Below are 26,800 nucleotides of genomic sequence, written 5' to 3'. Positions count from 1 at the left end.
GGATGCTCACCTGAAGCCGAACGCTCACCCCGTCGCCTTGCCTCGCCGGATCGGTCTGCTGGGCGGCACTTTCGATCCGATCCACGACGGCCACCTCGCGCTCGCGCAGCGGTTCGCCGAGGCGTTGCGGCTGACCGAACTGGTGCTGCTGCCAGCCGGCCAGCCGTGGCAGAAGACCGACGTGTCGCCGGCCGAACATCGACTCGCGATGACGCGCGCGGCGGCCGCTTCGCTCGCGCTGCCGGGCGTGACGGTGCGCGTCGCGACCGACGAAATCGAGCACGAAGGCCCAACTTACACGGTCGACACGCTAGAGCGCTGGCGCGAACGCGAAGGCGACGACGCGTCGATCACGCTGCTGATCGGTGCGGATCAACTGGTGCATCTCGACACGTGGCGCGACTGGCAGCGTCTCTTCGGGCTCGCGCATATCGGCGCGGCCACGCGGCCCGGCTTCGACCTCGCGTCGATCGGCCCCGCGGTGTCCAGGGAAATCGCCGCGCGCCGCGCGAGTGCCGACGTGCTGCAGGCCACGCCCTGCGGCCATCTGCTGATCGACACGACGCTTGCGTTCAACGTGTCGGCCACCGATATTCGCGCGCATCTGCGCGAGCAGGTCAACCAGCGGCTCGCCCACGCGGGTGCGGGCGGCGCAGCACAGGATCAGGCCGCGAGTCACGTCCCCGCCGCGGTGTGGGACTATATTCTTCAACATCATCTGTACCACCGGTAACCCCATGGATATTCGCAAACTGCAGCGCGTGATCGTCGACGCTCTCGAAGACGTCAAGGCGCAAGACATCAAGGTGTTCAACACCACCCACCTGACCTCGCTGTTCGATCGCGTGATCGTCGCGAGCGGTACGTCGAACCGGCAAACCAAGGCGCTCGCATCGAGCGTGCGCGAAGGCGTGAAGGAAGCCGGCGGCGAGATCATCAGCACCGAGGGCGAGGACATCGGCGAATGGGTGCTGGTCGATTGCGGCGACGCGATCGTCCACATCCTGCAGCCGGCGCTTCGCCAGTACTACAACCTCGAGGAAATCTGGGGTGACAAGCCGGTGCGCATCAAGCTGTCGACGCCGAATCCGTTCGGCGGCGCGCACGCAAGCGAGCCCGACGACGAGGAAGAAGAGGAAGCGCCGGCCGCGAAGCCCGCGCGCAAGGCCACGGCACGCCGCAAGTAAGCGGGACGTGCCAGCCACATTGCATCTTTCCTCGCGATGAAACTGCACATCCTCGCCGTCGGCCACAAGATGCCGGACTGGATCGCGACCGGCTTCGATGAATACGCGAAGCGCATGCCGCCCGAGCTGCGCATCGAGCTGCGCGAGATCAAACCCGAGCAGCGCTCGTCGGGACGTTCGGCCGAAAGCGTGATGGCCGCAGAGCGGCAGAAGATCGAAGCCGCGTTGCCAAAGAACGCACGCATCGTCGCGCTCGACGAACGCGGCAAGGACTGGACCACAATGCAGCTCGCGGGCGCGTTGCCGGGCTGGCAACAGGAAGGCCGCGACGTGGCCTTTCTGATCGGCGGCGCGGACGGGCTCGATCCCGAGCTGAAGGCGCGGGCCGATATGATGCTGCGCGTGTCGAGCCTCACACTGCCTCATGCGATGGTGCGCGTGCTGCTGGCCGAACAGCTTTACCGCGCGTGGACCATCACGCAAAATCATCCCTATCATCGCGCGTGAGCGCATGAGCGAGGCGCGGCGACGCGTTGCCCTCGTTCGTTGCCGATGGCGCGTCGCGGCTGCTGTGCCCGTCGCGCCTGAACCTGTCGCTGCCACATTGCGCCATGGGTCGGCTTGTGTCGATGCGTTCGCGCATCGATCGCCTCCCCCTCACGCCATCCGTTTCCCGCTCCATCGAGACCCGTTCATGCCCACGCCCTCCGCTTCGCTGCATCCGTTCGTCTACCTCGCCTCGCAAAGTCCGCGCCGCCAGGAGCTGCTGCAACAGCTCGGCGTGCGTTTCGAACTGCTGCTGCCGCGCCCCGATGAAGACGCCGAAGCGCTCGAAGCCGAACGGCCTGGCGAGCACGCGCGCGACTACGTGCAACGCGTGTGCATCGCGAAGGCACATGCGGCGCGCGCGCGGCTCGTCGACGGCGGCCACGTGGCGCGGCCAATCCTCGTCGCCGACACCACCGTCACGATCGACGATACCATTCTCGGCAAGCCCGTCGATGCCGACGACGCGGTCACAATGCTCACGCGCCTCGCAGGCCGCACGCACGAAGTGCTGACCGCGCTCGCCGTGATCGATGCCGACGGCGCATTGCTGCCCGCGGCGCTGTCGGTCTCGAAGGTGCGTTTTGCTGCAGTGCACGCAGATGCCCTGTGTCGCTATGCAGCGAGCGGCGAGCCGCTCGGCAAGGCGGGCGCTTATGGCGTGCAGGGACGCGCGGCGGAGTTTATTGAACATATCGACGGGTCCTATTCGGGTATCATGGGTTTGCCGCTTTTTGAAACCGCTGCCCTCCTGCGCGCAGCGCGCATCGACTTCTAGAACAAAACCATGAATGAAGAAATCCTGATCAATGTCACGCCGCAGGAAACGCGCGTCGCGCTCGTTCAACAGGGCGCCGTCCAGGAACTTCATGTCGAACGAACGCTGTCGCGCGGGCGCGTCGGCAATGTCTATCTCGGCAAGGTCGTGCGTGTGCTGCCGGGCATGCAATCGGCGTTCATCGACATCGGCCTCGAACGTGCCGCGTTCCTTCATGTCGCCGACATCTGGCATCCACGCATTGCCGGCGAAGCACAACATCAAACGCCGCATCAGCCGATCGAAAAGATTGTCTTCGAAGGTCAGACGCTGATGGTGCAGGTCGTCAAGGACCCGATCGGCACGAAGGGCGCGCGGCTGTCCACGCAAGTGAGCATCGCCGGGCGCACGCTCGTGTATCTGCCGCAGGAGCCGCACATCGGCATCTCGCAGAAGATCGAAAGCGAGGCCGAGCGCGAGGCCGTGCGCGCGCGTCTGACCGCAGTGCTGCCCGCCGATGAGAAAGGCGGCTACATCGTGCGCACGATCGCCGAAGACGCGACGAGCGAAGAACTCGCCGCCGACGTCGCGTATCTGCGCAAGACATGGGCGACGATTCTGTCGCAGGCGCAGCGCATGCCGCCCACCAGCCTGCTCTACCAGGATCTGAATCTCGCGCAGCGCGTGCTGCGCGATTTCGTCAACGATGAAACGTCGCGCATCCAGGTCGATTCACGCGAGACCCATCAGATGCTCGCCGATTTCGCGGCCGAGTTCACGCCGGCGGTACCGTCGAAACTGCACCACTACACCGGCGAGCGGCCGCTATTCGATCTGTACAACATCGAGGCAGAGATTCAACGCGCGCTGTCGCGTCGCGTGGACCTGAAGTCGGGCGGCTACCTCGTGATCGACCAGACCGAGGCGATGACGACGATCGACGTGAACACCGGCGGTTACGTCGGCGCACGCAACTTCGACGACACGATCTTCAAGACCAATCTCGAAGCCGCGCACACGATCGCGCGGCAATTGCGGCTGCGTAATCTGGGCGGCGTGATCATCATCGATTTCATCGATATGGAAAACGTCGAGCATCGCGACCAGGTGCTGGGCGAGCTGAAGAAGGCATTATCGCGAGATCGCACGCGTGTGACGGTCAACGGCTTCTCCCAGCTCGGGCTCGTGGAGATGACGCGCAAGCGTACGCGCGAGTCGCTCGCGCATGTGCTGTGCGAGCCGTGCCCGGTTTGTCAGGGCAAGGGGCAGGTGAAGACAGCGCGAACGGTTTGCTATGACGTGCTGCGCGAGATTCTGCGCGAGTCGCGGCAGTTCAATCCGCGCGAGTTTCGCGTGATCGCTTCGCAGCAGGTGATCGATCTGTTTCTCGAGGAAGAGTCGCAGCATCTGGCGATGCTGATCGATTTCATCGGCAAGCCGGTGTCGTTGCAGGTGGAATCGAATTTGAGTCAGGAGCAGTACGATATTGTTTTGATGTAGATTGATTGCAGATAAACCCCAAACCCCGCACGCGTTGCGGGGTTTTTCATTTTGGCTGTCGATCGACTTTCCCGAGGGGTAACGTCCCTCACACTCCGCGCCCCATCGCATACGCTGGCGCCCGCGTTAAGGTTCGCGGTGGCGCTTGCCGGCAGCCTGACCACGTCCTCACAACGCAACCTATATTCACAGGGCATTGAAACAATATCCCGAAAACATGACCCGTCAGTGATCTGTTAGGTTTACGCCGTTGCGCAGGCTTGATAAACACCGCGCAACGTTTGAACAGGTATAAGACTTCAGGGATTGACGCACGACCCGTCGCCGGAGCTGGTCGGTTACGAAGGCCCGCCGGTTCAGCAGGCGCACGGTCGACCGGGACAACGATCAGGTTGGCCGACCCACGGACTGCGCAAAGTATGCTTCGTTGTGCATAGGAATAACATCAACGCCGGTAACAACTCATGCCAAAGTGTGAAAATCGCCGCTGCCCCATCTGTTACCCGAACTGGCGAGAAGAAGAAGCTGCCGCGAAGAAAAAAGCCGAAGACGATCGACAGGACTGCGTCGACTGCTGGCGGTTTTATCAGAAACAGGCCGAAGCGATTGTTGCCACGGAGGATCCGATCACACGCAACCGCCGCATTAATGCAGCCTATGCAAACCTGTGGCTGGATGATCGCCGTTTTCAATGGGCAGGGCTCGCGGCCTTCGCGTCAAAGCAAGTAGGCTGCGGGCTACTCAACGCCGCTGAGATGATCGGCAAATCGGCTTCGGACAGTGCTGCCAATTTGCGCAAGGTAACGAGTGTTGGCCCTGCCGCATGGATGATGGCCTACGGGACGCAGTCTGCAGCGGGTGCTGCGACCGCTGAGGGCACTGCGAAGGTCTATCAGATGCTGGCAAAGGGCAACATGTCGCTGTTTCTGGACGTTTGGCCCCTGCACATGTTCTACAAGAAGTTTGGGCTAGAACGGCTCAAAAGATGCCTGCCAGAACGACAGGCATTGCGCGGGTCGGTCGTATGGCCGATCGCGGATCGTCTTCTCTTCGCTGAAAGCAAACCGGAGGTGCTACTTGCATTTCAAGCGATCGATGCGGGAAACATTGCAGAAGGCGTGGCATTGCTTGCCCGTCACGAGCAAATCAACATTCTGCAACCGGCGATGTACAACGATCCATCTTTCGCGCTGCTAATGCGCGCCAACCAGTTCGCATGGGCACTGCATATTCCGACCGGATCTTCGCGAGAAATCCAGCTTACCTTTGCGAATCAGTGTACGGTGACGGGGGCCAACGCCAAGAACGTACGTTTCAGTAATCAGCCGCTCGCAAATCTTGCGGACCCAGATCAGCGTATGTCATTCGTTATGCGAGCCGCACAGCGCTTCGACCAGTTGCTACACGATCCGCTTCAGAAATACGACGTTGAAAACTCCCTTTATCTCATCGCGCATCCAAGGTAAACATGCTGAGTCGAAAAAACAGGTGGCCTGGATATCTCGTTTGCGCTGTAGTTGGGTGCGCTGCCGTATGGGAACTACTTACATTGGCGGTGGAAAAGCCTGTTGATGAAGTCGCTCTTACACTTGGCGAGCCTTACGAACAAGTACGCAGGCAATCCCACTCAACGCTTCCATCGCTAACCGAAGAGAATTCCATCAACTTGTACGTGAGGCGTCCGGCAATCTTCCGCCTTACTGATCCGCGATACGGTTTCGCCACTCCGGCAGCGAAATTTCTAAGTCTCTATGCCAATCAGCAAGGCAACGTAACACTCGTCACCTTGTCGCCGCAGGTTGAAACATTACCGCTTGACGAATCAATGGCGATCCTCACGGACCTACAGAACCAATTCAGACGGGGTGGGTGGACACCGCTTCACTCTTCGACCAATCGCCCCATCGAAGACACTCCTGGGACGCGCAATGCTATTCGGGCGTGCAACGCACCAACAACACGATGGCAGGCCGACAACAAATATCAGGTTTCGCTCAATATCCGATGCTTTCGGACTGACGACCGGCCAAACGACGAGCGGTACTTGATTACCCTCGACCTTAATTTTCCTGTATTTAAAGACAACCCCGACGACTGATGTGGCATTCGAAACGCGCATCCAAGATAAGCATGCTGATTCGAATAATCAGGTGGCCCGGATATCTCGTTTGCGACGTAGTTGGCTGCGCAGTCGTATGGGGTATCTATGCGATGGCGAAGCCCGTCGATGAAGTTGTGCTCACGCTCAGAGAGCCCTATGAACAGATACGAGAGCACTCGCGATCGACGCTGCAGGTTGCAGCCGAAAACAACCCCTTCAATCTGTACAGAGGGCGCCCGACAATTTTCTGGTTCGGCGATCCGCAATTCGGCTTCGTCCACCTGCCAAGTTCCTGACGCGTAGCGCGCAGACGTTAAACCAGCGCATTCCGCGGTGCAATTGGTACCAACTGACGACGCTACACGCCACGCGGCAGCGCCGCCTCAATGAACACCGCGCACAGCGCTTCCATGCCCTTCGCATCCTCCTCGTCGAAGCGCGCGATGACCGGGCTATCGACATCCCACACGCCAATCAGCGTGCCATCGGGCGCGACAAGCGGCACGACGATCTCCGATTGCGACGCCGAATCGCACGCAATGTGGCCGGAAAATGCGTGCACGTCGCGCACGACCTGGGTCTGACGGGTTTGCGCGGCCGTCCCGCAGACGCCCTTGCCGAGCGCAATGCGCACACACGCGGGCTTGCCCTGGAACGGGCCGACCACCAGTTCGCGGCCGTCGTGAAAATAGAAGCCGGCCCAGTTCAGATCGCTCAACGAATGAAAGACGAACGACGAGAAATTCGCTGCATTGGCGATCCAGTCGGTTTCGCCGGCGAGCAGCGCGCGTGCCTGCGCGACCAGTTCTTCGTATTGCGTAGCTTTGGGCAGATGCGAGGTGGAGGAAACTTCGAACATGACGACGTCCGTGATTGGTGCGGGATAGAAGGCGGTGAGGCGTGAAGTGTAAAGCAGGCGCAATCCCCGCGCGCGCGTCGCGGGAAATGACGGAAGGCCCCCCCTACTGATCGACCCCAATAATCACGCTCGACGCCTTGAAAATCGCCGTCGCCGCCTTGCCGCTCGCGAGGCCAAGACGCTCGACGCTGTCGTTCGTAATGATCGCCGCGATCTGCGCGCCGCCCGCGCTGATGGTCACTTCCGAATTGACGGCGCCCTTTGTCACCGCCGCGACGGTTCCCTCAATGCAGTTGCGCGCCGACACCTGCTGCCTCGCGACATCGACCATCACGATGACCGACGATGCCTTCACGAGCGCAAACGCCTGCTTGCCGGTCGCAAGTCCCAGCGACTTCGCGCTGCCGTGCGTGATGATCGCGACGATCTCGAGACCGTCCGGCGTGCGCAGCGTGACTTCGTCGTTGACTGCGCCGTGTGTGACGTCGATGACTTCACCGCTGAACTGATTGCGTGCGCTGGTTTTCATGGCGTGCTCCCTGTCGATTCAAGCGCGTGGCGACGCGCGGGTTGGACGGATAAAGCGAGTTTCAAAGAAGCCGCAAGCCCCGCCGCTCAATATCGAAGGCGCCGCGGGCATCGCCGACATCGTATCATCGTGCCCTTGAACCCCATACGCCGAATCTTTATGCCCGTCGCCGTTCTTTCCCGCCGCGTCTGCCGCACCGTCGTGCTGTGCGCCGCCGTCGCGACGCTGGTCGCGTGCAGCACGCCGACGCCACCGCGCGACACCCACGCGTTCGTCGACAACGTCACGCTGTTTCCGCTCGCCCATTACGACCAGAACGTCGATCACTGGCTCGCCCCGGATAGCCCCGACTACGATCGGCCGTTTATCAGCGCCGCCGAGCAGCGCGCGCATTTCGACGCGCTGTTCGCGCGCTACTTCGGAACGGGCGCGAACGCGCCGTCGCCATGGAATCCCGCCTGGGTAACGACGCGCGTGTTTCGCGAGCAGGGCGAGGACATTGCCGCACTGCAACAGCGCCGTATCGACAAGTTCGACAACACCGGCAAGCATGGCAGCGTAATCGGTTACGGCGAAAACTTCCGGCCGCACGACAAGGCGTGGATCGACGCGATCGCGCGCAACATCAATGTCGCCCAGTTCACTCAAACGCCGGTCTATCAGCCCGAGCGGCGCGCAATCGCGACCGGCAACCTGATGGTGCGCGAGCTGCCGACCACCGATCCGTCGTTCTACGACCATCATCTGGCCGGCGAAGGCTATCCGTTCGACAACCTGCAGATCTCGGCGGTGCGACCGGGCACACCGCTCTATGTGCTCGGCAGCAGCGTCGACGGTGCGTGGCACTACGTGCAGACGCCTGACGTGCAGGGCTGGGTGCGCAGCGACGGCGTCGCGTTCGCCGATGATCGTTTCATCGATCAATGGCGCGCGGCGGCCGGGAAGTCGCTGGGCGCGGTGATCGTCGCGTCGGCGGCGGTGAACGACAGCCGCGGCGTGTTCCGCTTCGACGCGCCGGCCGGGACGATGCTGCCGTTGGTGGCGGAGGCTCCGTCAGCATCGACGACGACCGGCGACAATCTGGCCACGCGCCAGCTCCTCGTTCCCGCGCGCGACGTCGACGGCCGCGCGCTGATCCGCACCGCGTCGCTCGACGCCACACAGATCACGCCGATGCCGCTCGCCGCGACGCCGCGCCATCTCGCGATGCTATTGAAGGCGCTGATCGGCCGGCCGTATGGCTGGGGCAATAGCGGGCTCTACAACGACTGTTCGTCGGAACTGCAAAGCATCTTCGCCGCGTTCGGCATGTGGCTGCCGCGCCATTCGTCGACGCAGATGAGCGCTGGCCGCATAGTCGACCTGTCGGAGTCGACGCCCGCCGAGCGGCTCGACTATCTGGCGCGGCACGGCGTGCCCTTGCGCACGCTGATCTACATCGGCGGCCACGTGATGCTGTACCTCGGCAACACGACGCGCGACGGCGTCACGGTCCCCGTCGTCTATCAGGACGTGTGGGGCTTGCGCCCGGCCGACAACAGTCGCCGCGCGGTGATCGGCGGCTCCGTGATCCTGCCGCTCGACGAGCACATTCCCGAGGACGCGACGCTGCAGTCGCTCGCCGCGACGCACACGTTCCAGATCAGCATCCTCGGCGAGCCGGCGGGCAGCGCCGCGCCGCCGGCGGACGAGGACAATCCGGCCGGGTAAATGGGGGAGATGGCGAGGGCGCCCTCGCCCTTGCCCGCGCCGATAAATATTTTTTTCGGGGTGTCGATCCGACGGTCACGAACTCGTCGTAACGTTGAAGACCCAGCTCACGCAGCCGGTCTTTCCACTGAGGAACCGTTACTTCAAGGAGTCACCGTCATGTCCAGCGCTGCCGTCAAACCGATCCCGGACGGGATGCACTCGCTCACGCCGTACCTGATCTGCAAGAACGCCGCCGAAGCGATCGCGTTCTACACGAAAGCCTTCAACGCCGTCGAACAAATCCGTCTGCCGGGCCCGGATGGCAAGGTGATGCACGCGTGCCTGAAAATCGGCGACTCGATGCTGATGCTGACCGACGAATGGCCCGAGCATCAAACCTTCGGCCCCAACACGCTGAAGGGCACACCGGTCACGATTCACCACTACGTGCAGGACGTCGACGCGAGTTTCAAGCAAGCGGTCGAAGCCGGCGCGACAGTCACGATGCCCGTCACCGACATGTTCTGGGGCGACCGCTACGGCCAGGTCAAGGACCCGTTCGGCCACAGCTGGTCGCTCGCGACGCACAAGCGCGACCTGAGCGCAGAGGAGATCCAGCAGGCGATGGCCGGAATGAAATGTTCGCCCGAAGAGCACAAGTGAGTGGCCGGTGGACCTCGTGCGAACGCGCAACGAGGCCCACCGTCAGCAGTCCAGAAGGAGCAACGTCATGCAGAAAATCGCGCCGTGCTTATGGTTTGACGGCAACGCCGAAGAAGCCGCGGATTTCTACACGTCCGTGTTTCCGGCTTCGCGCATCGCTACCACGCTGCACTACACGGACGCCGGCCCGGGACCGGAAGGCAAGGTCGTGGCCATCGTCTTCGAACTGGAAGGTCAGGAGTTCATGGCCCTGAACGGTGGCCCGCAGTATCCATTCACGCCGGCCATCTCGCTGTTCGTGCATTGCGACTCGCAGGAGGAAGTCGACCGCTACTGGTCGAAGCTACTCGACGGCGGCGGCGAGCCGTGGGTCTGCGGCTGGCTGCGGGACCGCTTCGGCGTGTCGTGGCAGGTCGTGCCCAATGTGTTGACCGACATGCTGCGCGACCCGGATCGCAAGAAGGCCAGCCGCGTGATGGCGACGATGATGAAGATGGTCAAGCTCGATATCGCGCCGCTCGAGGCGGCATATCGCGGCGAGTAGGACGGCGCACGGCGCGTGCGCGCGCCTCGCACGCGCACCCTTTTTGATAGGATCGAACTCGCCCCAAACACGTCGAGACAACAACGGTGCGCGTCAACCATCAGGCCTTCTTCTGCTCGCTGTTCATCGCGCGTCTCGCCGATCAGATCCTGCTCTTTCTGGTGCCACTCGTCGTGTTTCAAACGACGCGCCAGGTCTCGTGGTCCGGTCTCGCGTTCTTCATCGAAACGTTGCCGCGCTACCTCGTGTTCCCGTTCTTCGGCGCACTATGCGACCGCTTCGCGCCGCTGCGTCTGATGCGACTGAGCCAGGCGGTGCGCGCGCTTGCATGCTTCGGCGGCATCGCCGCGTATGCGCTGTTCGGCGGCATCGGCTGGCTGATCGCGCTGTCGGCCGCGTGCGGTGTGCTGACGAGCCAGGGGCTCGTCGCGCGTGAGGTGATGCTGCCGCAGATCTTCAGCACGCAGCAGATCCAGAAGGTGCTTGCGTATTCGCAACTGGCCGACCAGCTTGGATTCGTGCTCGGACCGATGCTCGCCGCGCTGATGCTCGGTGTGTGGCACTGGGAATGGGTAGTCGCCGCGACCGGCGTGCTGTTTCTCTGCGCCGACGCCGCGCTGTTCGTCTGGCAGCGACTGAGCGGCTTTCGCACACCCTCGCAGTCGCCGGCGCCCGTCACGCACTGGACGAGGCCGCTGTGCATCGCGCTCAATCACGTGTGGACGCTGCCGGGGCTGAAGAAGGTCATCATGCTCGCGGCCGCGGAAAACCTCGTGATTGGCGTGACGCTCGCGACATCGGCGGCGATGGTGACGGGCTTGCATGCGCAATCGAACCGCTACTACGCGGGTCTGCAAACGGCTGGCGCGATCGCCACGGTGCTGGTGCTGCTGACGGTCGCGCGAGCCGGCTGGCCCGCGCGCGTGCTCGGTCTCGTCGCGTTCGTGACGATCTGCGCGGGCGGCGTGATCGCGGGCGCGAGCGCGTCGCCGTGGGGCTATGCGCTCGGCTTCCTGTTGATCGTCGGCTTCGACAAGATGTTCAACGTCTACATCCGCAGCGCGCGTTTGCAGATCATTCCACCCGAGGACTACGGCAAGACGATCGGCGTAGCGATCCTGCTCAACAATCTGACGCAGCCGCTCGCCGGCCTGCTCGTCGGTGTGTTTTCCGCGCGCACGCAAACCGGCCCGCTGATCGTCGCGCTGTCGCTGACGATGGGCGGCATCGGCGCGGCGGTATCGATCGGCTCGGCGCTGCTGCGCCGCAAGCGCGCGTGGGCGCTTGAAGAGTGACGGCGTTTCGCTACCTAACGAAGCGCGCAAAGTTACCCACAGTTTTTGTTGGCAAATCTGTGCATAACTTCCCGGAAAAATTCGCAAACCGTTGATACGGCTGTCGTTTTTTCGTCTGCATCGAAGGTGCGGCAGCGCACTGCAATTTCCGATTAAAAGACTGTGCACCCTTGCGGTGCAATTAGCCGTATTTCAGGTCGGATATTCGTTAAAAAGAAAAGGCATACGCGTAGCGTAATAATTTTGCATCGGTGACAATGCGTCTGACTGCTCTGAAGCGACTGAGCGGACGCACCAGACTGGTGAACTCGACCGTTCCCCTAACACGGAAATCGGCAAAAGGCGCCGCTTCGCTTCGCATAAGCGCATTGCATAAACTCGATATGAAATCAGATCCGGATTTTTATCCAAAATAATTAATTCAACAGACCAAGCTGGTTAAATTCATTTGTTAAATCAAAACTGTCAAATGCGATCGGAGTACCGCGCATTCAACCAGAATGCTTCGCCTGTCGAATACGGAATGTCGAAGGGACGGCGACGCGCGCTGAAGACGCTGTCGTGGCTCGCGATCGCCGCGCCCGCGGGCTGGGTCGCGAGCCGCCTGCCTTGGCAGACGTGGAGCGCCGACTTCCACACCGCGACCGGTGAGGTGCACGACGAGTTGCTCACTGACGGCTCCCAGATCACGCTGGGCAGCGCGAGCGCGATCAACGTCGCGTTCGAGGCGAATGCGCGGCGCATCCATCTGCTCAATGGCGAAATCATGGTGCGACCCGCTAACGACGCTCACGGCACACAAAGCACCCGGATGACTCATGCGCCTTTGCTCGTGCAGACCGTGGAAGGCGTCGTCGAAGCGCGTGGCGCGCAGTTCAGCGTGCGGCAACAGGATGGTTTCACACACGTGGCCGCGTTTCGCGGCGACGCGCTGGTGACGCCGGCATCGGGTGCGGCGCTGATGCTGACGCAGGGTCAATCGTGCACGTTCGCGCGCGAAGGCGTCGCGGCGCCGCAAGCGCTCGACCAACGCGAGGCGATGTGGACGCGTGGGCTGCTCTACACGAACGACACGCGTATCGCGGACCTCGTCGACGAACTTGCGCGCTATCACCACGGCGTGTTGCGCTATGCCGACGATATCGCCGATCTGCGCGTGTCGGGCATCTATCAGCTCACCGATACCCACGCGACGCTCGCGCTGCTGCAGCGGACCTACCCGATCCGCCTGCGCTCGATCACGCCTTACTGGACCGTCGTCGAAGCGCTCGACAGCGCGAGAATCTGACGCTCAAGCCGCCGCGGCCTGCGGCAATGCGAACCCTTGTTCCGCCTGCTCGCCGCCCAACGCATCGATCAGATCGCGCAGCATGCGATCGAGCTCGGCGGTCATCAGCGCGACGTCGGAATCGAAGCGCTCGTCGTCGTTCTGCGCGGTTGGGTCGCTCGCTTCCTTGAGCACGTCGAGCGCCGCGATGCGCTTGATCGTCAACGACGGCGTGAGCACGAACGACACGCGATCGTTCCACGTCATCGCGAGCCGCATGCATTGCTTGCCCGCCTCGATGTGCCGGCGCATATCCTCGGTATCCAGAGTGTGTCCGACATAGCGCACCGTCGCGTTGCCCTCGGCGGGCGAACGCAGCTCGGTGTCCTGATCGAGCGTGAAGCCGGCCGGCGCGTCGCCGTCGAGCAACCAGCCGGTCATCGCCGCGACCGGCGACTGCGCGACGCGCACCGTCATCAGCGGCAACTGGTCGATCGACTTGACGAGCAGTCCGCGCACATCGTCGGCGACCGCCTGCGACGCCGCGTCGATCACGAGCCAGCCATTGGTGCAATCGATCCACACGCGCGTGTCGCGGCGGATGCTGAACGCGCGCGGACGCAGCTCGTCAGTGACCTGCTCCTTCAGTTCGCGCATCTGCTTGCGGCCCGGCTTGAAGCCCTGCTGCTCCTCGAGCTCGGCCGCGCGCTCGCGCGTGACCTGGGTGACGACCGACGCCGGCAGCAGCTTCTTCTCGGCGCGAAACGTCAGCAGCATCTGGCCATTCATCGCGTAGACGAGCGAGTCGCCATCGCGCGGCGGCGCCCAGCCTTGGGCCTGCATCTCGACGCTCTGGCCGGGCGCGAACGCGTACGGCGCGAGCCACTTCTGCATCTGTTCAGGGGTGACGGACCACGGAGCGGGCAGACGGTGTAGCTGAAGGTTTTTGAACCACATGAGGGAAGTCGGATTGGGGCAAAGCGCAGCATTTTATCCGCCCACCCGCGCGTTTTGGCGGCAAATCACCTAGACTTTCTGACAGGACAGACCCAGACGGAGGCGGTCATGGCCGACGAAACCGCAGGCTGGCAGACGGTGCAATACGAAGGCTTCGAGATCCACGTGTCACCGGTCGAAAAGGACCCGCCCGACGCGGCGCATGCCGCCTATGCGGCCGCGCCAAACATCCGCTACACGTATCTCGGCTACGTCTGCCATCCGGGCGCCAATCCCCATCTTCCCGGCCATGCGGTGACGTTTCACGCCGACGGCGAGGAGAGCTTCGCGAGCCTCGACGACGCGGTATACGAAGCGGTGCACGTGGGACGCAGCATCATCGACGGCACGCATCCGGATCTGACCGTGCTGCCGCTCGTGACGGGCGGCGTTTGACACGCGCCGCGCGTCGACGCGAGCCCCGTCAGCCCAACGCGCGTTTGATGCGCGACTTCAGCAGCGCACGGCGCAGCCGGCCGGTGCGCTCCGGCTCGCTCACCGCGAGTGCACCGTCAACGGCGGTGCCGCGGCGCAGGTAATAGCGATCGAAGGTCGCCTGCGTCATTCCCCATTTGTTGAGGAACTGCCGGCGCCCGTCGTTCTTGACCACCTTGCCGGTGCTCTTCTGCTGGAAGTGGTAGACGAGACTGTCGCCGGCGCCGACGAACACGCGGCAGCCCGCGTCCCACAGCTTCATCGAGAAATCGTTGTCGCTGCTCATGCCGGGGCTCAGCTCGCTGCTGTAGCCACCCACCTTGAACCACCAGTCGCGATGCACGAGCGTCGGCGGCCAGGTCGCGCCGCGCCAGTCGGCGCGCACGAGCCCGGGCGCGGCGGAGACCAGCTCGTCGGCGCGAAACACCTGCGCGTCACGGCCGAAGTCGCGCACGACCACGCACGGATTGCCCGAATCGACCGGCTCGATCATCGTGCCCGACAGCATGAACAGGTTGTCGGCCGGCATCTGCGCAAGACGCTTGACGAGCGCGTCGTCCCAGCCGGGGCAGCAGTACATGTCATCGTTCATGTAGACGATGTAGTCCTGCGTCGCGCGCGCCGCCGCGATGTTGACCGCGTGGCAGATGCCGATATTGCCGGGCGACGCCGTGTGCTCGATGCCTTCGTCGCGCACCCACGCGAGCGTGCCGTCCGAGCCGTCGTTCACGTGCACGATGATCTGGTGCTGATGCGTCGAATGACGCCGCAGGCTTTTGATCACGAGGCGCAGATAAGGCAGGTTGTTCCAGGTCGGGATGATGATTGAGAACATCGGGTCGGTCCGTTGAGCTGGGCACGGGCGCGGTCTGCGCCGCGCACCGGCCATGAATGTCGCGCGATTGTACCGCCCCCGCCTGCTCGCACGACAGACGCCGCCCGTGCGCCCCAGCGCATGCCGGAGCCCCGTGGCACCCTGGCGCGTGCGGCAGCAAGCATTTCGCAAGGAAACACATGGTTATAATCCGGATCGCTCTACCGTCTTGGAAGGATTCAAATGGTCCGGCCCCCCTGCAATTTCACCACCGGAACGGTAGTGTGTTCATCGATAACGTAGACCTATGATTTTTGCATCCAGTCTGGTCTGGCTCACGACGGCTCTGCTGTTTCTCGCGCCCGCGGTCAATCTGATGTGGCGCGGCGGCACCGGCTACTGCTTTTTCGCACTCGTCGCGCTCGCGCTCGGCGCGGCCATCGCCAACCGGCGCATGCCGGGCTATTTCTCCGCCCTGCGCACCTACCGCTGGTTCACGATCGGCATGCTCGCCTTCGTCGTCGGGATCGGCGCGCAGCAACTGGTGCTCGGCTACTGGCTGCCACGCGAGTTCGACTCGGTGTCGCGCTTCGTGCTCGCGCTGCTGGTGTTCCTGCTGCTGCGGCAATTGCCGTCACGCAATCTGCGCATGATCGGCTGGGGCTGTGCGGCCGGTGCGCTTGCGGTCGCCGCGTGGGCGATCATCAATCAGCCGCCCGGCGGCTGGACCGACGCGAACCGCCTGAACAACTCGTACACGAACGCGATTCCGTTCGGCGATACCTCGCTGCTGCTCGGGTTCCTGGCGGTGTTCACGCTTGGCTGGGACAATCCGCGCGACTGGCGCGTGCTGGTGCCGCGCGTCCTCGCGCTGGTGGCGGGCGGCTATGGATCGTTTCTGTCGGGCTCGCGCGGCGGCTGGCTCGCAGTCCCGGTGTTCGTCGTGCTGCTCGGCATGCAGTACCACTGGTTCACACACAAGAAGCGCCTCTTGATCGCGACGTTCGCGATCGTGATCGCGGCGGGCGGGTTGCTGTCGACCGGACGGGTGCAGAAGCGCCTTGCCGAGGTGCCGAACGACGTGTCGATGATGCACAGGGGCGAGGACTTCACGGCCACCGGCCTGCGCCTGGAACTGTGGGACGCGTCGCGGATGATGTTCGAGCGGCATCCGGTATGGGGCATAGGCAAGGGCCATCTGGTCGACGAGCTCGGCGCGATGGCGAAGCGCGGCGAAGTGAAGGCCGAGATCGTCAACGAGCGCGCGCATAGCGACTTTTTCTCGACGCTCGCCGAGATGGGCGCAGTCGGCGTGATCTGCCTGTTGCTGTTCTACTACGGGATCACGGTGTATTTCTGGCGAGACCGGCATGCCACCGATCCGGCGATTCGCGCCGCGTCGTACTCGGGTCTCGCGGTCGCGACGAGCACGGTGATCTTCGGGCTCACGATCGACGTGCTGGTGCCGAACATGGTGACGGTGTTGCTCGCCTCGCTGGTGACGACGCTGCTGGCGGTCATCGATGCGCGCAAACGCGAGTTGCAAAGCGAAGCGCGAGCCATGCCGGCGGCACTAGTGCGCGAGACGCAGTCGCGCGATTGATCGTGCAGGAAGAAGCGGCAACCCGAACACGGGCCGCCGCCCTCATGCTCGCGTGAACACCTCGTAGAGCGCCGCGACGTGCGCGTCGACGCCCGGGTCGTACACGAGGCTAGCGCGCGGCGCAGCTATCCGCGCAGCGCCGATCTTCGCGCGCTCGACCGCCTGCTCGATCGCGCGCTCGAAACTGCCCTCCGACTGCCGCGAGAATCCGATCTTCGCCGCACCTGTCACGGTCTCCGCCGAGCCGACGTTGTCGGCGATCACGAGCGGCGTGCCGCACATCACCGACTCGACGCCGACGAGCCCGAACGGCTCGTACGCCGACGCGACGACCGTGAAATCGGCGGCCGCGAACAGCTTCTCGATCTCCTTGCTGTAGCCCGCGTAACGGATCGTATCGCCGGTCTTCGGCACCGGGCGGCCCGCCACGACGAGGCAGACCGGCAGCGTCGTGCGCGAAAAAAACGCTTCGAGCAACGGATAGCCCTTGCGCTCGTGACTCGTCGACGAGAACACGAACATCACGCGATCGTCGGGCACGCCAAGCTGGCGGCGCACGGCCGCGCGCGCGGCGTCGTCGAGCGGCTTGAAGCGTTCGGTGTCGACCGGTGGATAGAGCACGTCGATGCGTGCGGCCGGCACGTCATAGAAACGCTGCAACTCGCGGCTCATCAACTGCGAATGCGCGACGATCCCGTGCGCCCGCGTGTACACGCGCCGCTCGAGTTCGATCTGCCACTCGTCGCTTCGCCGCGGCGCGCGGCCCGCGGCTTCGAGCGAGCCCGGATGCGTGCCGCCGCACAAAGCGACGTCGGCATGCGTCGAGTGATTGATCGAGAACACGCACGCCGGGCGATGCCGCTTCAAACGCTGCTTCAGACGCCAATCGAACGCGAGGTTGCGCAGCTTGCGCGGCGCCCAGCGCACGTTGAGCGGCTGCGCGTCGATCCACGCGGCCTCCGGCAGCGCGCGGTCGATCTCGCGCGCGAACAAGGTCGGGCGCACACCCATGCGATGCAGGCCGGCGATCACGTCGCGCGTATAGCGCTCGGCGCCGCCGCTGTTCTTCAGCGCCTGGGCGGTCAGCGCGATGTCGATGAGGGGACGGCGGTTCGGGTCGCGGGTCGGCTCTGACAAGGGTCGGTCTCGGTGAGGCGCACGCGCGGGTGAGGCCGCGGGTGCGCAGTTTCGGGGCAGCGGCAATTGTAAAGGATGGGTTTCGCAGAGCTCAGGTCGGGGCGCCCTCGTTTGTCGCGTGCGTCGCGCGGCGCGGCTGTCAGCGGCTAGAATCTAGGCCAATCGCCTTCGTCCCGACTCCATGACCGATAGCCTGCCGCCCGCCCCAACCGCCCCAACCGACGACAGCGCCCGCCCGCTCGTCTCGATGCTCGTGATCGCCTACAACCAGGCCCAGCAGATCGGCGACGCCGTGCGCAGCGCGCTCGCGCAAACCTACGAGCCGCTCGAAATCATCATCTCCGACGACGCGTCCAGCGACGCCACCTCCGCCGCAATCGACGCGGCGCTCGCCGGCTACAGCGGGCCGCATCGCGTGATCGCGCGACGCAACACCGAGAACCAGGGCATCAGCGCGCACCTGTCGCAACTCGCGCAGCTCGCGCACGGCGAACTGCTGTTCGTCGCCGCCGGCGACGACATGTCGGCGCCCGAGCGCTGCGCGCGCGTTGTCGACTGCTGGCTCGCGCACGGGCGGCGCCCCGACCTGATCGCGAGCGATCTCGCCGACATGGACGAAGCGGGTCACGTGCACGAGCGTGTGAGCCCGACCGAGCTCGATCGCTACCGCAGCTTCGACGACTGGCTTGCCGAGCGTCCCTGGCTGATCGGCGCGGCGCACACGTGGTCGCGACGCCTGATCGAGCGCTTCGGGCCGATGCTGCCCGGTGCCGCGGCCGAGGATCAGATCATGGTGCTGCGCGCGATCCTGTCGGGCGGCGCGATCAGTCTGCGCGAGCCGCTGGTGCGCTACCGGCGCGGCGGGCTATCGCGCAAGCGCCGCTACCAGTCGGTCGATGAGCTGATCGCGCGGATGCGGCAGAGCAATCGCTACGGACTCGCGGAGCTCGCGCAGCTCCAGCGCGACGCGGAGACCGCCGGCATCGGCGAACGCATGCGCGCGGCCATGGCGCCGAAGCTTGCGCGCGAGCAGTTCATCCACGCGATGTTCGAAGCGGGCAGCCTCGGCGAACGCATCGGGCTGGTGACGCGCAGCGCCGACGTGAAGCTTGGGTTGCGGATTCGGATGTTGATGTATTCGAGCTGTCCGGCGGTCTATGCGCCGGGCCTCTGGATCAAGCGGGTCGTGCGCGGCAGAAAGTCCTGAAGACAGCGCGCCTGGCCGTGTTCAGTGACGCGTCGCAGTTCGTGCATCTGATCGGTGACTGCTAGGCACGGCGAATCCAGTCGCGGGGGCGGCGGCAAACGCGCTAGTGCCCCCTTTCGCCGTGCGCCCGATCAAGCCTCGCTTTGCTGGAACTGGATTCGATGCAGATGCGCGTACAAGCCGCCGTGCTCGAGCAGCTCGCGATGGCTGCCGCGCTCGACGATCCGCCCCGCCTCCATCACGAGGATGCGGTCGGCGCGCTCGATCGTCGAGAGCCGGTGCGCGATCACGAGCGTCGTGCGGCCCTTCATCAGCGTTTCGAGCGCCGACTGCACATGGCGCTCGGACTCGGAATCGAGCGCCGACGTCGCTTCGTCGAGAATCAGGATCGGCGCGTCCTTGTAGATCGCGCGCGCGATCGCGAGACGCTGGCGCTGGCCGCCCGAGAGCATCATGCCGTTGTCGCCGACGAGCGTCTCGATGCCCTGCGGCATCGCCTGCACGGTGTCCCACAGGTTCGCCGCGCGCAGTGCGGCCTTGACCTTCTCCGCATTGACCTCCTGCCCGTACGCGACGTTGTGCGCGATCGTGTCGTTGAACAGCACGACGTCCTGGCTCACCATCGCGATCTGGCTGCGCAGCGCGTGCAGGTCGTATTCGGGCAGCGCGACGCCGTCGACCAGAATCGCGCCGCCGGTCGGATCGAAGAAGCGCGGCAGCAGGTTCACGAGCGTGGTCTTGCCGCTGCCCGACGGACCCGCGAGCGCGACCATCTCGCCCGGCGCGACCTTGAACGACACCTGGTCGAGCGTGTGACGGTTGTGCGTGGAATTCGTGCTGTAGTTGAAGGACACGTCGCGGAACTCGACCTCGCCGCGCGCGCGAGCGAGCGGCTTGCCGCCACCCTTCGGCTCGGCCGGCTCGTCGATCAGGCCGAAGATCAGCTCGGCGGCTGTCATGCCGCGCTGCAACGGCTGGTTCACGTCCATCAAATGCTTGAGCGGCGAGATGATCAGCAGCATCGACGTGACGAACGCGACGAAGCCGCCGACCGTCGTCTGATCCGACGACGACTGCACCACCGCGATCGTGATCACGACCGCGAGCGCGATCGACGCGAGGAACTGCGTCAACGGCTGTGCGAGGCCGCCGGACACCGTCATGCGCATCGCGTAGCCGCGCAGACGCCGGCTCATCGCGCCGAAGCGGTCCATCTCGTACTGCTCGCCGTTATGCACCTTGACGACCTTGTAGCCGCCCACCGTCTCCTCGACGATGTACGAGAGCTCGTTGGTCAGCAGCTGGTGCTCGCGGTTCAGGCGCCGCAGGCGGCGGTTGATCTTCCCGACCAGCCAGCCGATGCCCGGCAGCAGCACCGCGACGATCAGCGTCAGGCGCCAGTTCAGATAGAACAGATAGCCAAGCAGGAAGATCACCGTCAACGAATCGCGCACAAGGGTGACCATCACGCTCAGCAGCACGTTGAGGATCTGGTTGACCTCGAAGACGATCGCGTTGATCACCGTGCTCGCGGTTTCGCGCTGGAAGAACGCGACGCTCGTGTGGATCATGCGGTCGAACATCTTCAGGCGCAGCTCGAGCAGGATCTTGTTCGACACGTACGCGAGCAGATAGCCGGACGCGTATTGCGCAATGCCGCGAATCAGCGCGAGGCCGATCACCGCAATCGGTACGAGCCACTTGGTCTTGTCGACCGCATGCGAGCCGAAGCCCTTGTCGAGCAGCGGCTTGAGCAGCGCGGGAATGGCGGCGTCGGTGCCGGCGCTCACCGCCATCGCGACGATCGCGCCCACCACAACCCAGAGCAACGGCTTGATGAAAGGCCACAGGCGCCGCAGGACGACGGACGGCGACGACGCATCGCCGCCTGTACCCATGGGTTTGCTTAACGTTTGCTTCGCGCTCAAGGAATCCTCTGGAAATGCGGAACAGCGAGCACGCGGCGCACGATTGGGCCGCCGCGTGGAATATCAAAAAAGAGCATTGTAATCGGTTGAAGATGACGGCCGGCGCTCGGAACACCTGGCGGATCGGCGCTGTGGTGTGGGGCCGGATGGGGTGTGTATACTCGCTGCTCGATGGCCGGGTCGCGGCCCGCTCCGTCACTTCGTCCTCCACGCAACTCAGGTATGCAAGAAATCTCTCTTGGCGTTGCCATCATCACCCGGAACGCCGCGGCGCGGCTAGCCGAATGCCTGCAGGCCGTGGCCTTTGCCGATCAGATCGTCGTGATCGACGGCGGCAGCACCGACGGCACCGCCGACATCGCCCGCGCGCACGGCGCTCGCGTCATCGAACAGACCGACTGGCCGGGCTTCGGCCCGCAAAAGAACCGCGCGGTCGATGCGCTGACAACAAGCTGGATCCTGTCGCTCGACGCCGACGAAATAGTCACGCCGGAGCTGGCCGCATCGATTCGCGCGACGCTCGTCGCACCCGCCGCCGACGTCTACGCGGTGGACCGTCTGTCGAGTTTCTGCGGCCACTGGATTCATCACAGCGGCTGGTATCCGGACTGGATTCCGCGCCTGTTCAAACGCGGCACCGCGCGCTTCTCCGACGACCTCGTGCACGAGCGACTCGTGTTCGACACGCCCGCGCAACGCCTGACCGGCAAGCTGATGCACTACTCGTACGAGGACTACGAGAGCGTGCTGCGCAAGCTCGATGCGTATTCGACAGCCGGTGCGCGGCAGCGCTACGAGGCCGGACAGAAAGGCAGTATTCGCCTCGCGCTCGGGCGCGGCTTGTGGGCATTCGTGCGGACTTATCTGCTGCGACGCGGATTTCTGGACGGCCGCGCCGGGCTGATGATCGCGCTGTTCAACGCGGAGACGGTCTACTACCGGTTTCTGAAGCTGGCACATCTGGAAAAAACGGGCGGGCGGTAAGCCAAGGTTAGCCGGTACACGCGGCACCGGCCCACCACGCCATCGGCATCGCTCAATACACGATCTCGATCGAGCTTCCCGCCAACTCGCCGCGCAGCGCGGCGAGCAGTTCGTCGGTCGGCTTCACGCGCCATGCATCGCCGAGACGCATTTCGCCTTGTGCGTTCTCGCTGCGATAAACGACCTGCACCGCAAGCCCGTTCGGAATCTGCACCGCCTGACGCTGACGGCCGCCCTCGCCGCCGAAGCCGCCCCGTGCGCCGCTATTGCCGCGCGACGCGGCCGCCGGTGCGGCCGCCGCGGCCGGCTCGTCCTTGCCCGCGGTGTGCGCTTCGAGCACACGGCGTAACGCCTGCGCGTCCGCCTTGCCGTTCATCTGCACCTTGACCGAGTCCGCGTAACGGCAGCGCGCGCGGCCGAGATCCATCACCGTTTCGACGGTGAAGCGGATGCCGCCCGTGAATGCGTCGTTACGTGCCTGGCCCTGCACGACCAGCAGTTCGTCTTCCTTGAACAGTTGCTTGTGCTCCTCGAAGACCTCGTTGAAGACCGTCACTTCGCACTGGCCGGTGCCGTCGTCCAGCAGCGCGATCAGCATCTTGCCGCGCTGGGTCATCTGCGTGCGCAGCGACACGATCACGCCCGCGACCAGCTTGTCGCGCCCTTCCTTCAGTTCACCGATCTTCTGCCGCACGAAGCGGCGCACTTCGTCCTTGTATGCATCGAACAGGTGGCCCGACAGGTAGAAGCCGAGCGCGGCCTTCTCTTCCTGCAGCTTGCGCTTTTCCGGCCACTCGGGTTCGTCGACGAGTTCGTGGCCCTGGGACGGCGCGTCTCCCATGTCGAACAGACCCGCCTGCAGCGCATTGGCCGCCGCCTGCTCGGCCGCTTCCATCGCAAGCGAGACGGACGCGATCAGTTGCGCGCGGTTCGGATGCAGCGTGTCGAACGCGCCGGCGCGAATCAGCGCCTCGATCGTGCGTCGATTGACGATGCGACGATCGACGCGGTTGCAGAAATCGAAGATGTCGATGAAGCGACCCTCTTCGCGCGCGCGCAGGATTTCTTCGATCGCGTTCTGGCCGCTGCCCTTGATCGCGCCGAGACCATAGCGGATCGTGCGCGAGCGCTTGCCGTCGGCTTCGGCGACCGGCTCGAATCGATACGCGGACAGGTTCACGTCCGGCGGCAGCACGGCCATCCTGTTTGCGAGGCAGTCTTCGAACAGGATCTTGACCTTGTCCGTGTCGTCCATCGCAAGCGACATATTGGCCGCCATGAATTCGGCCGGATGATGCGCCTTCAGCCACGCGGTGTAGTACGCGAGCAGCGCATAGGCGGCCGCATGCGACTTGTTGAAGCCGTAGCCCGCGAACTTCTCCATCAGGTCGAAGATTTCGTCGGACTTCTCGCGCGTGAGACCGTTCTTCGCCGCACCTTCAGCGAAGATCTCGCGATGCTCGGCCATTTCCTCGGCCTTCTTCTTACCCATCGCGCGACGCAGCAGGTCGGCGCCACCGAGCGAGTAGCCGCCGATGATCTGCGCCATCTGCATCACCTGCTCCTGGTAGACCATGATGCCGTAGGTCTCTTTCAGAACAGGCTCCACACGCGGGTCGGGATACTCCACCACTTCGCGGCCGTGCTTACGCGCGCAGAAGCTCGGGATCAGGTCCATCGGACCCGGACGGTACAACGCGACGAGCGCGATGATGTCCTCGAAGCGGTCGGGCTGCGCGTCCTTCAGCATGCCCTGCATGCCGCGGCTTTCCAGCTGGAACACGGCGACCGTGTTCGCTTTCTTCAGGATCGAGAACGACGCCGGGTCGTCGAGCGGCACCTGGCCCAACGACCAGTCCTGCTTCGACGGATCGAGGCGGCGGATGTAGCGCTCGGCCCAATCCAGAATGGTCAGCGTGGTCAGGCCCAGAAAGTCGAACTTCACGAGGCCGACGGCTTCGACGTCGTCCTTGTCGTACTGGCTGACGACGCCGCTTTCGTCGCCCTGCGTATAGAGCGGGCAGAAATCGGTCAGCTTGCCGGGCGCGATCAGCACGCCGCCGGCGTGCATGCCGACGTTACGCGTCAAGCCCTCCACGCGCTGCGCGAGTTCGAGCAGCTGGTGCACTTCGTCTTCGTTGTCGAAGCGCTCCTGCAGGAGCGGCTCTTCCTTCATCGCGTCGGCGATCGTCACGTGCTTGCCCGGCTTGAACGGGATCAGCTTCGCGATACCGTCCGTGAACATGTAGCCGAGATCGAGCACGCGGCCGATGTCGCGCACCGCCGCCTTCGCGGCCATCGTGCCGAACGTCGCGATCTGTGACACCGCGTTCGCACCGTACTTTTCCTTCACGTACTGGATCACGCGATCGCGGCCGTGCTGGCAGAAGTCGATATCGAAGTCGGGCATCGATACCCGCTCCGGATTCAGGAAACGCTCGAACAGCAGGTTGTAGCGCAGCGGATCGAGATCGGTCACGCCGAGCGCATAGGCGACCAGCGAACCCGCGCCCGACCCCCGGCCCGGACCGACCGGTACGCCGTTGTTCTTCGCCCAGTTGATGAAGTCCGCAACGATCAGGAAGTAGCCCGGAAAGCCCATCTTGATGATCGTGCCGCACTCGAATTCGAGGCGCTGGTAGTACGTCGCGCGCTGTGCGTCGCGCTCGGCCTCGTCCGGATACAGCTGTTCGAGCCGCTTTTCGAGGCCCTCTTTCGACAGCTGCACGAGGTAGTCGTCGAGCGACATGCCGTCGGGCGTCGGAAAGAGCGGCAGCTTCGGCTTGCCGAGTTCGAGCGTCAGATTGCAGCGCTTGGCGATCTGCACCGTGTTCGCGAGCGCCGACGGGATGTCCGCGAACAGTTCGGCCATCTCCTGTTGCGAACGGAAATACTGCTCGGCCGTAAAGCGTTTCTGACGACGCGGATTCGCGAGAATGTCGCCTTCGGAAATACACACGCGCGCTTCGTGCGCGGTGAAGTCGTCCGGCGTCATGAACTGCATGGGGTGCGTGGCGACGACCGGCAGTTTCAGCGATGCCGCGAGCGCGACAGCCTGCTGCACGTATTGCTCGCCGCCCGGCTGGCCGCAGCGCTGCAGCTCGATATAGAAGCCGCCCGGAAACACCTTCGCCCAATGCCGCGCGTTGCGCTTTGCGGCCTCTTCGTTACCGGCCGCCAGCGCGAGACCGATATCGCCTTGCTGCGCGCCCGAGATCGCGAGCAGCCCTTCGCCCAGCCCGGATTCGAGCCAGCCGGCTTCGACTTCGGCCCGGCCGCGATATTGGTTCGTTAGCGACGCCTTGCTGAGCAATTCGCAGAGGTTCAGGTAACCGCGCCGGTCCTTGACCAGCAACAGCAGACGGGAAGGCTTGTCGCGGTCGTCCGGATTGGTGATCCAGACGTCGCAGCCGGCAATGGGTTTCACCCCTTTGCCACGCGCTTCCTTGTAGAAACGGACGAGGCCGAACGCATTGCCGAGATCGGTGAGCGCGAGCGCACCCTGACCGTCTTTGGCCGCCGCCGCGACGATGTCGTCGAGACGCACGATGCCGTCGGCAATCGAGAATTCGGAGTGAACGCGGAGATGAACGAAGCGGGGATCTGACATGGGCGACATTGTAACCCCACCCTTCCGCAGATTTCAGGTCAATACGGGGCGTTGGCCATCCGGCCAGGGCGCGTTCGGCAAGAGCACTGTTTGCGCTAGCGCAACCCTTTGGCCACTCGGCCAGCTCGGGGAAAATGCCGGGTTGAGGGATAATAGTAGTTTCGCCGGTCGTCTTATACGGGGACGCACCAGCGACGGCACCGGTGACGCCTCCCCTCGCCACGCCGGCCATCTTTACCGCTGAACACACATGAGTATCGTCAATCTCTCCGCGTATCAATTCGCGACCATCGAAGACACCGCCGCGTGGCGCCCGCTCGTCACCGAGCGCTGCCTTGCGCTCGGCCTGCGCGGCACCATCCTGCTCGCCCCGGAAGGCATCAACCTGTTTACCGCCGGCACGCGCGAGAACACGGACGCGTTCATCGACTACATCCGCCACGATCCGCTTTTCGAAGGCAAGTTCGCCAATCTGCAGTTCAAGGAAAGCCTGTCGGACTCGCAGCCGTTCACGCGCATGCTGGTCAAGCTCAAGCGCGAAATCATCACGATGAAAAAGCCGGCGATTCGCCCTGAGCTCGGCCGCGCACCGTTCGTCGACGCGCCCACGCTGAAGAGCTGGCTCGACCGCGGTCACGATGACGAAGGCCGCCCCGTCGTCATGCTCGACACGCGCAACGCGTTCGAAGTCGATGTCGGCACGTTCGACAAGGCGCTCGACTATCGCATCACGAAGTTCAGCGAATTCCCCGAGGTGATCGAGAACAACCGCGCCGATCTCGAAGGCAAGACGGTCGTGTCGTTCTGCACGGGCGGCATCCGCTGCGAGAAGGCCGCGATCCACATGAAGGACGTCGGCATCGAGAACGTGTACCAGCTCGAAGGCGGCATCCTCAAATACTTCGAGGAAGTGGGCGGCGCGCATTATCACGGCGACTGCTTCGTGTTCGACTATCGCACGGCGCTGAACCCGCAACTCGAACCGACCGCGACGAGGCAATGCTTCGGCTGCCGCGCGGTGGTCACGCCCGAGCAACAGCAATCGCCGATGTACGTCGCGGGCAAGACCTGTCCGGCGTGCCATCCGGACAGCAAGGCCGCGTGCGCCGCTTAATGGCGGCCGACGCTGCAACCGACGCGGGCGCC

Annotated in this window: 24 protein-coding genes; 17 read left to right on the top strand and 7 right to left on the bottom strand. The window is 64.1% G+C overall.

Annotated elements, in window-relative coordinates:
• Positions 1–10 precede the first annotated feature (10 nt).
• The 7 genes from L0U81_RS04715 (at position 11) to L0U81_RS04685 (ending at position 6,088) form a co-directional block, all read left to right on the top strand.
• On the top strand, positions 11–733 hold the full coding sequence (locus L0U81_RS04715) for a nicotinate-nucleotide adenylyltransferase (RefSeq protein WP_233804212.1): 723 nt from the start codon (positions 11–13) through the stop codon (positions 731–733).
• A gap of 4 nt (positions 734–737) precedes the next feature.
• A complete protein-coding gene (rsfS, locus tag L0U81_RS04710) occupies positions 738–1,187 on the top strand; it encodes a ribosome silencing factor (protein ID WP_233800416.1) in 450 nt (149 codons plus the stop codon).
• Between the two features lie 36 nt (positions 1,188–1,223).
• The gene (rlmH, locus tag L0U81_RS04705) at positions 1,224–1,694 is read left to right on the top strand and encodes a 23S rRNA (pseudouridine(1915)-N(3))-methyltransferase RlmH (RefSeq protein ID WP_233800415.1); all 471 of its coding nucleotides are present in this window, start codon (positions 1,224–1,226) and stop codon (positions 1,692–1,694) included.
• Positions 1,695–1,881: 187 nt separating this feature from the next.
• The gene (locus tag L0U81_RS04700) at positions 1,882–2,511 is read left to right on the top strand and encodes a Maf family protein (RefSeq protein ID WP_233800414.1); all 630 of its coding nucleotides are present in this window, start codon (positions 1,882–1,884) and stop codon (positions 2,509–2,511) included.
• A 9-nt stretch (positions 2,512–2,520) separates the two neighbouring features.
• On the top strand, positions 2,521–3,990 hold the full coding sequence (gene rng / locus L0U81_RS04695) for a ribonuclease G (protein ID WP_233800413.1): 1,470 nt from the start codon (positions 2,521–2,523) through the stop codon (positions 3,988–3,990).
• Positions 3,991–4,454: 464 nt separating this feature from the next.
• A complete protein-coding gene (locus L0U81_RS04690; protein WP_233800412.1) occupies positions 4,455–5,456 on the top strand; it encodes a DUF2515 family protein in 1,002 nt (333 codons plus the stop codon).
• An 89-nt stretch (positions 5,457–5,545) separates the two neighbouring features.
• Entirely contained in the window at positions 5,546–6,088 is a 543-nt protein-coding gene (locus L0U81_RS04685) for a flagellar biosynthesis sigma factor (protein ID WP_233804211.1), read from the top strand.
• Between the two features lie 361 nt (positions 6,089–6,449).
• Here the strand turns inward: L0U81_RS04685 and L0U81_RS04680 are convergent, their stop codons facing one another.
• Both L0U81_RS04680 and L0U81_RS04675 read right to left on the bottom strand, forming a co-directional pair.
• The gene (locus L0U81_RS04680; protein WP_233800411.1) at positions 6,450–6,950 is read right to left on the bottom strand and encodes a GAF domain-containing protein; all 501 of its coding nucleotides are present in this window, start codon (positions 6,948–6,950) and stop codon (positions 6,450–6,452) included.
• Positions 6,951–7,053: 103 nt separating this feature from the next.
• Positions 7,054–7,479, bottom strand: coding sequence for a TOBE domain-containing protein (locus L0U81_RS04675; protein ID WP_233800410.1), 426 nt, complete (start codon positions 7,477–7,479; stop codon positions 7,054–7,056).
• 159 nt (positions 7,480–7,638) lie between these two features.
• Here L0U81_RS04675 and L0U81_RS04670 point away from each other — a divergent pair, with 159 nt between their 5' ends.
• The 5 genes from L0U81_RS04670 to L0U81_RS04650 all read left to right on the top strand — a co-directional run bounded on the left by L0U81_RS04670 (position 7,639) and on the right by L0U81_RS04650 (position 12,961).
• Positions 7,639–9,189 carry an SH3 domain-containing C40 family peptidase gene (locus tag L0U81_RS04670; protein WP_233800409.1) on the top strand — a complete coding sequence of 517 codons (1,551 nt, stop codon included), beginning with the start codon at positions 7,639–7,641 and terminating at the stop codon, positions 9,187–9,189.
• 159 nt (positions 9,190–9,348) lie between these two features.
• Entirely contained in the window at positions 9,349–9,834 is a 486-nt protein-coding gene (locus tag L0U81_RS04665; RefSeq protein ID WP_233800408.1) for a VOC family protein, read from the top strand.
• A 67-nt stretch (positions 9,835–9,901) separates the two neighbouring features.
• Positions 9,902–10,378 (top strand): VOC family protein, encoded by a 477-nt coding sequence (locus L0U81_RS04660; protein WP_233800407.1) that lies wholly within the window; start codon positions 9,902–9,904, stop codon positions 10,376–10,378.
• A gap of 86 nt (positions 10,379–10,464) precedes the next feature.
• Complete coding sequence (locus L0U81_RS04655) at positions 10,465–11,673, top strand: MFS transporter (RefSeq protein ID WP_233800406.1); 1,209 nt, start codon at positions 10,465–10,467, stop codon at positions 11,671–11,673.
• 523 nt (positions 11,674–12,196) lie between these two features.
• Positions 12,197–12,961 carry a FecR family protein gene (locus L0U81_RS04650; protein WP_233800405.1) on the top strand — a complete coding sequence of 255 codons (765 nt, stop codon included), beginning with the start codon at positions 12,197–12,199 and terminating at the stop codon, positions 12,959–12,961.
• Between the two features lie 3 nt (positions 12,962–12,964).
• Here the strand turns inward: L0U81_RS04650 and L0U81_RS04645 are convergent, their stop codons facing one another.
• Positions 12,965–13,897, bottom strand: coding sequence for a recombination-associated protein RdgC (locus tag L0U81_RS04645; RefSeq protein WP_233800404.1), 933 nt, complete (start codon positions 13,895–13,897; stop codon positions 12,965–12,967).
• A 108-nt stretch (positions 13,898–14,005) separates the two neighbouring features.
• Between L0U81_RS04645 and L0U81_RS04640 the strand changes: the two genes are divergently transcribed.
• Entirely contained in the window at positions 14,006–14,332 is a 327-nt protein-coding gene (locus L0U81_RS04640) for a hypothetical protein (RefSeq protein ID WP_233800403.1), read from the top strand.
• Positions 14,333–14,360: 28 nt separating this feature from the next.
• On the opposite strand, the gene L0U81_RS04635 is transcribed toward L0U81_RS04640, so the two are convergent.
• Positions 14,361–15,206: a glycosyltransferase family 2 protein gene (locus L0U81_RS04635; protein ID WP_233800402.1), complete on the bottom strand. Its 846-nt coding sequence runs from the start codon at positions 15,204–15,206 to the stop codon at positions 14,361–14,363.
• Positions 15,207–15,492: 286 nt separating this feature from the next.
• Between L0U81_RS04635 and L0U81_RS04630 the strand changes: the two genes are divergently transcribed.
• Positions 15,493–16,788 carry an O-antigen ligase family protein gene (locus tag L0U81_RS04630; protein ID WP_233800401.1) on the top strand — a complete coding sequence of 432 codons (1,296 nt, stop codon included), beginning with the start codon at positions 15,493–15,495 and terminating at the stop codon, positions 16,786–16,788.
• A gap of 42 nt (positions 16,789–16,830) precedes the next feature.
• Here the strand turns inward: L0U81_RS04630 and L0U81_RS04625 are convergent, their stop codons facing one another.
• Positions 16,831–17,925, bottom strand: coding sequence for a glycosyltransferase family 4 protein (locus L0U81_RS04625; RefSeq protein ID WP_233800400.1), 1,095 nt, complete (start codon positions 17,923–17,925; stop codon positions 16,831–16,833).
• Positions 17,926–18,106: 181 nt separating this feature from the next.
• Here L0U81_RS04625 and L0U81_RS04620 point away from each other — a divergent pair, with 181 nt between their 5' ends.
• Positions 18,107–19,132: a glycosyltransferase family 2 protein gene (locus L0U81_RS04620; RefSeq protein WP_233800399.1), complete on the top strand. Its 1,026-nt coding sequence runs from the start codon at positions 18,107–18,109 to the stop codon at positions 19,130–19,132.
• Positions 19,133–19,263: 131 nt separating this feature from the next.
• On the opposite strand, the gene msbA is transcribed toward L0U81_RS04620, so the two are convergent.
• Complete coding sequence (gene msbA / locus L0U81_RS04615; protein ID WP_233800398.1) at positions 19,264–21,060, bottom strand: lipid A export permease/ATP-binding protein MsbA; 1,797 nt, start codon at positions 21,058–21,060, stop codon at positions 19,264–19,266.
• Positions 21,061–21,282: 222 nt separating this feature from the next.
• Here msbA and L0U81_RS04610 point away from each other — a divergent pair, with 222 nt between their 5' ends.
• The gene (locus L0U81_RS04610) at positions 21,283–22,044 is read left to right on the top strand and encodes a glycosyltransferase family 2 protein (protein ID WP_233800397.1); all 762 of its coding nucleotides are present in this window, start codon (positions 21,283–21,285) and stop codon (positions 22,042–22,044) included.
• A gap of 52 nt (positions 22,045–22,096) precedes the next feature.
• On the opposite strand, the gene dnaE is transcribed toward L0U81_RS04610, so the two are convergent.
• Positions 22,097–25,663, bottom strand: a complete 3,567-nt coding sequence (gene dnaE / locus L0U81_RS04605) for a DNA polymerase III subunit alpha (RefSeq protein WP_233800396.1) — start codon at positions 25,661–25,663, stop codon at positions 22,097–22,099.
• 241 nt (positions 25,664–25,904) lie between these two features.
• On the opposite strand from dnaE, the gene L0U81_RS04600 reads away from it, so the two are divergent.
• Complete coding sequence (locus L0U81_RS04600; protein WP_233800395.1) at positions 25,905–26,768, top strand: sulfurtransferase; 864 nt, start codon at positions 25,905–25,907, stop codon at positions 26,766–26,768.
• Positions 26,769–26,800 lie beyond the last annotated feature (32 nt).

It is taken from the genome of Paraburkholderia sp. HP33-1 (assembly GCF_021390595.1).
Lineage (GTDB): Bacteria > Pseudomonadota > Gammaproteobacteria > Burkholderiales > Burkholderiaceae > Paraburkholderia.
The sequence above is the reverse complement of the archived record's forward strand: the minus strand, read 5'-3'. Positions and strand labels throughout refer to the sequence as shown.

Coding starts and splice junctions, on each gene's coding strand:
- rsfS (WP_233800416.1), top strand. CDS start 738: ATGGATATTCGCAAACTGCAGCGCGTGATCGTCGACGCTCTCGAAGAC.
- rlmH (WP_233800415.1), top strand. CDS start 1,224: ATGAAACTGCACATCCTCGCCGTCGGCCACAAGATGCCGGACTGGATC.
- L0U81_RS04700 (WP_233800414.1), top strand. CDS start 1,882: ATGCCCACGCCCTCCGCTTCGCTGCATCCGTTCGTCTACCTCGCCTCG.
- rng (WP_233800413.1), top strand. CDS start 2,521: ATGAATGAAGAAATCCTGATCAATGTCACGCCGCAGGAAACGCGCGTC.
- L0U81_RS04690 (WP_233800412.1), top strand. CDS start 4,455: ATGCCAAAGTGTGAAAATCGCCGCTGCCCCATCTGTTACCCGAACTGG.
- L0U81_RS04680 (WP_233800411.1), bottom strand. CDS start 6,950: ATGTTCGAAGTTTCCTCCACCTCGCATCTGCCCAAAGCTACGCAATAC.
- L0U81_RS04675 (WP_233800410.1), bottom strand. CDS start 7,479: ATGAAAACCAGCGCACGCAATCAGTTCAGCGGTGAAGTCATCGACGTC.
- L0U81_RS04670 (WP_233800409.1), top strand. CDS start 7,639: ATGCCCGTCGCCGTTCTTTCCCGCCGCGTCTGCCGCACCGTCGTGCTG.
- L0U81_RS04665 (WP_233800408.1), top strand. CDS start 9,349: ATGTCCAGCGCTGCCGTCAAACCGATCCCGGACGGGATGCACTCGCTC.
- L0U81_RS04660 (WP_233800407.1), top strand. CDS start 9,902: ATGCAGAAAATCGCGCCGTGCTTATGGTTTGACGGCAACGCCGAAGAA.
- L0U81_RS04650 (WP_233800405.1), top strand. CDS start 12,197: ATGTCGAAGGGACGGCGACGCGCGCTGAAGACGCTGTCGTGGCTCGCG.
- L0U81_RS04645 (WP_233800404.1), bottom strand. CDS start 13,897: ATGTGGTTCAAAAACCTTCAGCTACACCGTCTGCCCGCTCCGTGGTCC.
- L0U81_RS04640 (WP_233800403.1), top strand. CDS start 14,006: ATGGCCGACGAAACCGCAGGCTGGCAGACGGTGCAATACGAAGGCTTC.
- L0U81_RS04635 (WP_233800402.1), bottom strand. CDS start 15,206: ATGTTCTCAATCATCATCCCGACCTGGAACAACCTGCCTTATCTGCGC.
- L0U81_RS04630 (WP_233800401.1), top strand. CDS start 15,493: ATGATTTTTGCATCCAGTCTGGTCTGGCTCACGACGGCTCTGCTGTTT.
- L0U81_RS04620 (WP_233800399.1), top strand. CDS start 18,107: ATGACCGATAGCCTGCCGCCCGCCCCAACCGCCCCAACCGACGACAGC.
- L0U81_RS04610 (WP_233800397.1), top strand. CDS start 21,283: ATGCAAGAAATCTCTCTTGGCGTTGCCATCATCACCCGGAACGCCGCG.
- dnaE (WP_233800396.1), bottom strand. CDS start 25,663: ATGTCGCCCATGTCAGATCCCCGCTTCGTTCATCTCCGCGTTCACTCC.
- L0U81_RS04600 (WP_233800395.1), top strand. CDS start 25,905: ATGAGTATCGTCAATCTCTCCGCGTATCAATTCGCGACCATCGAAGAC.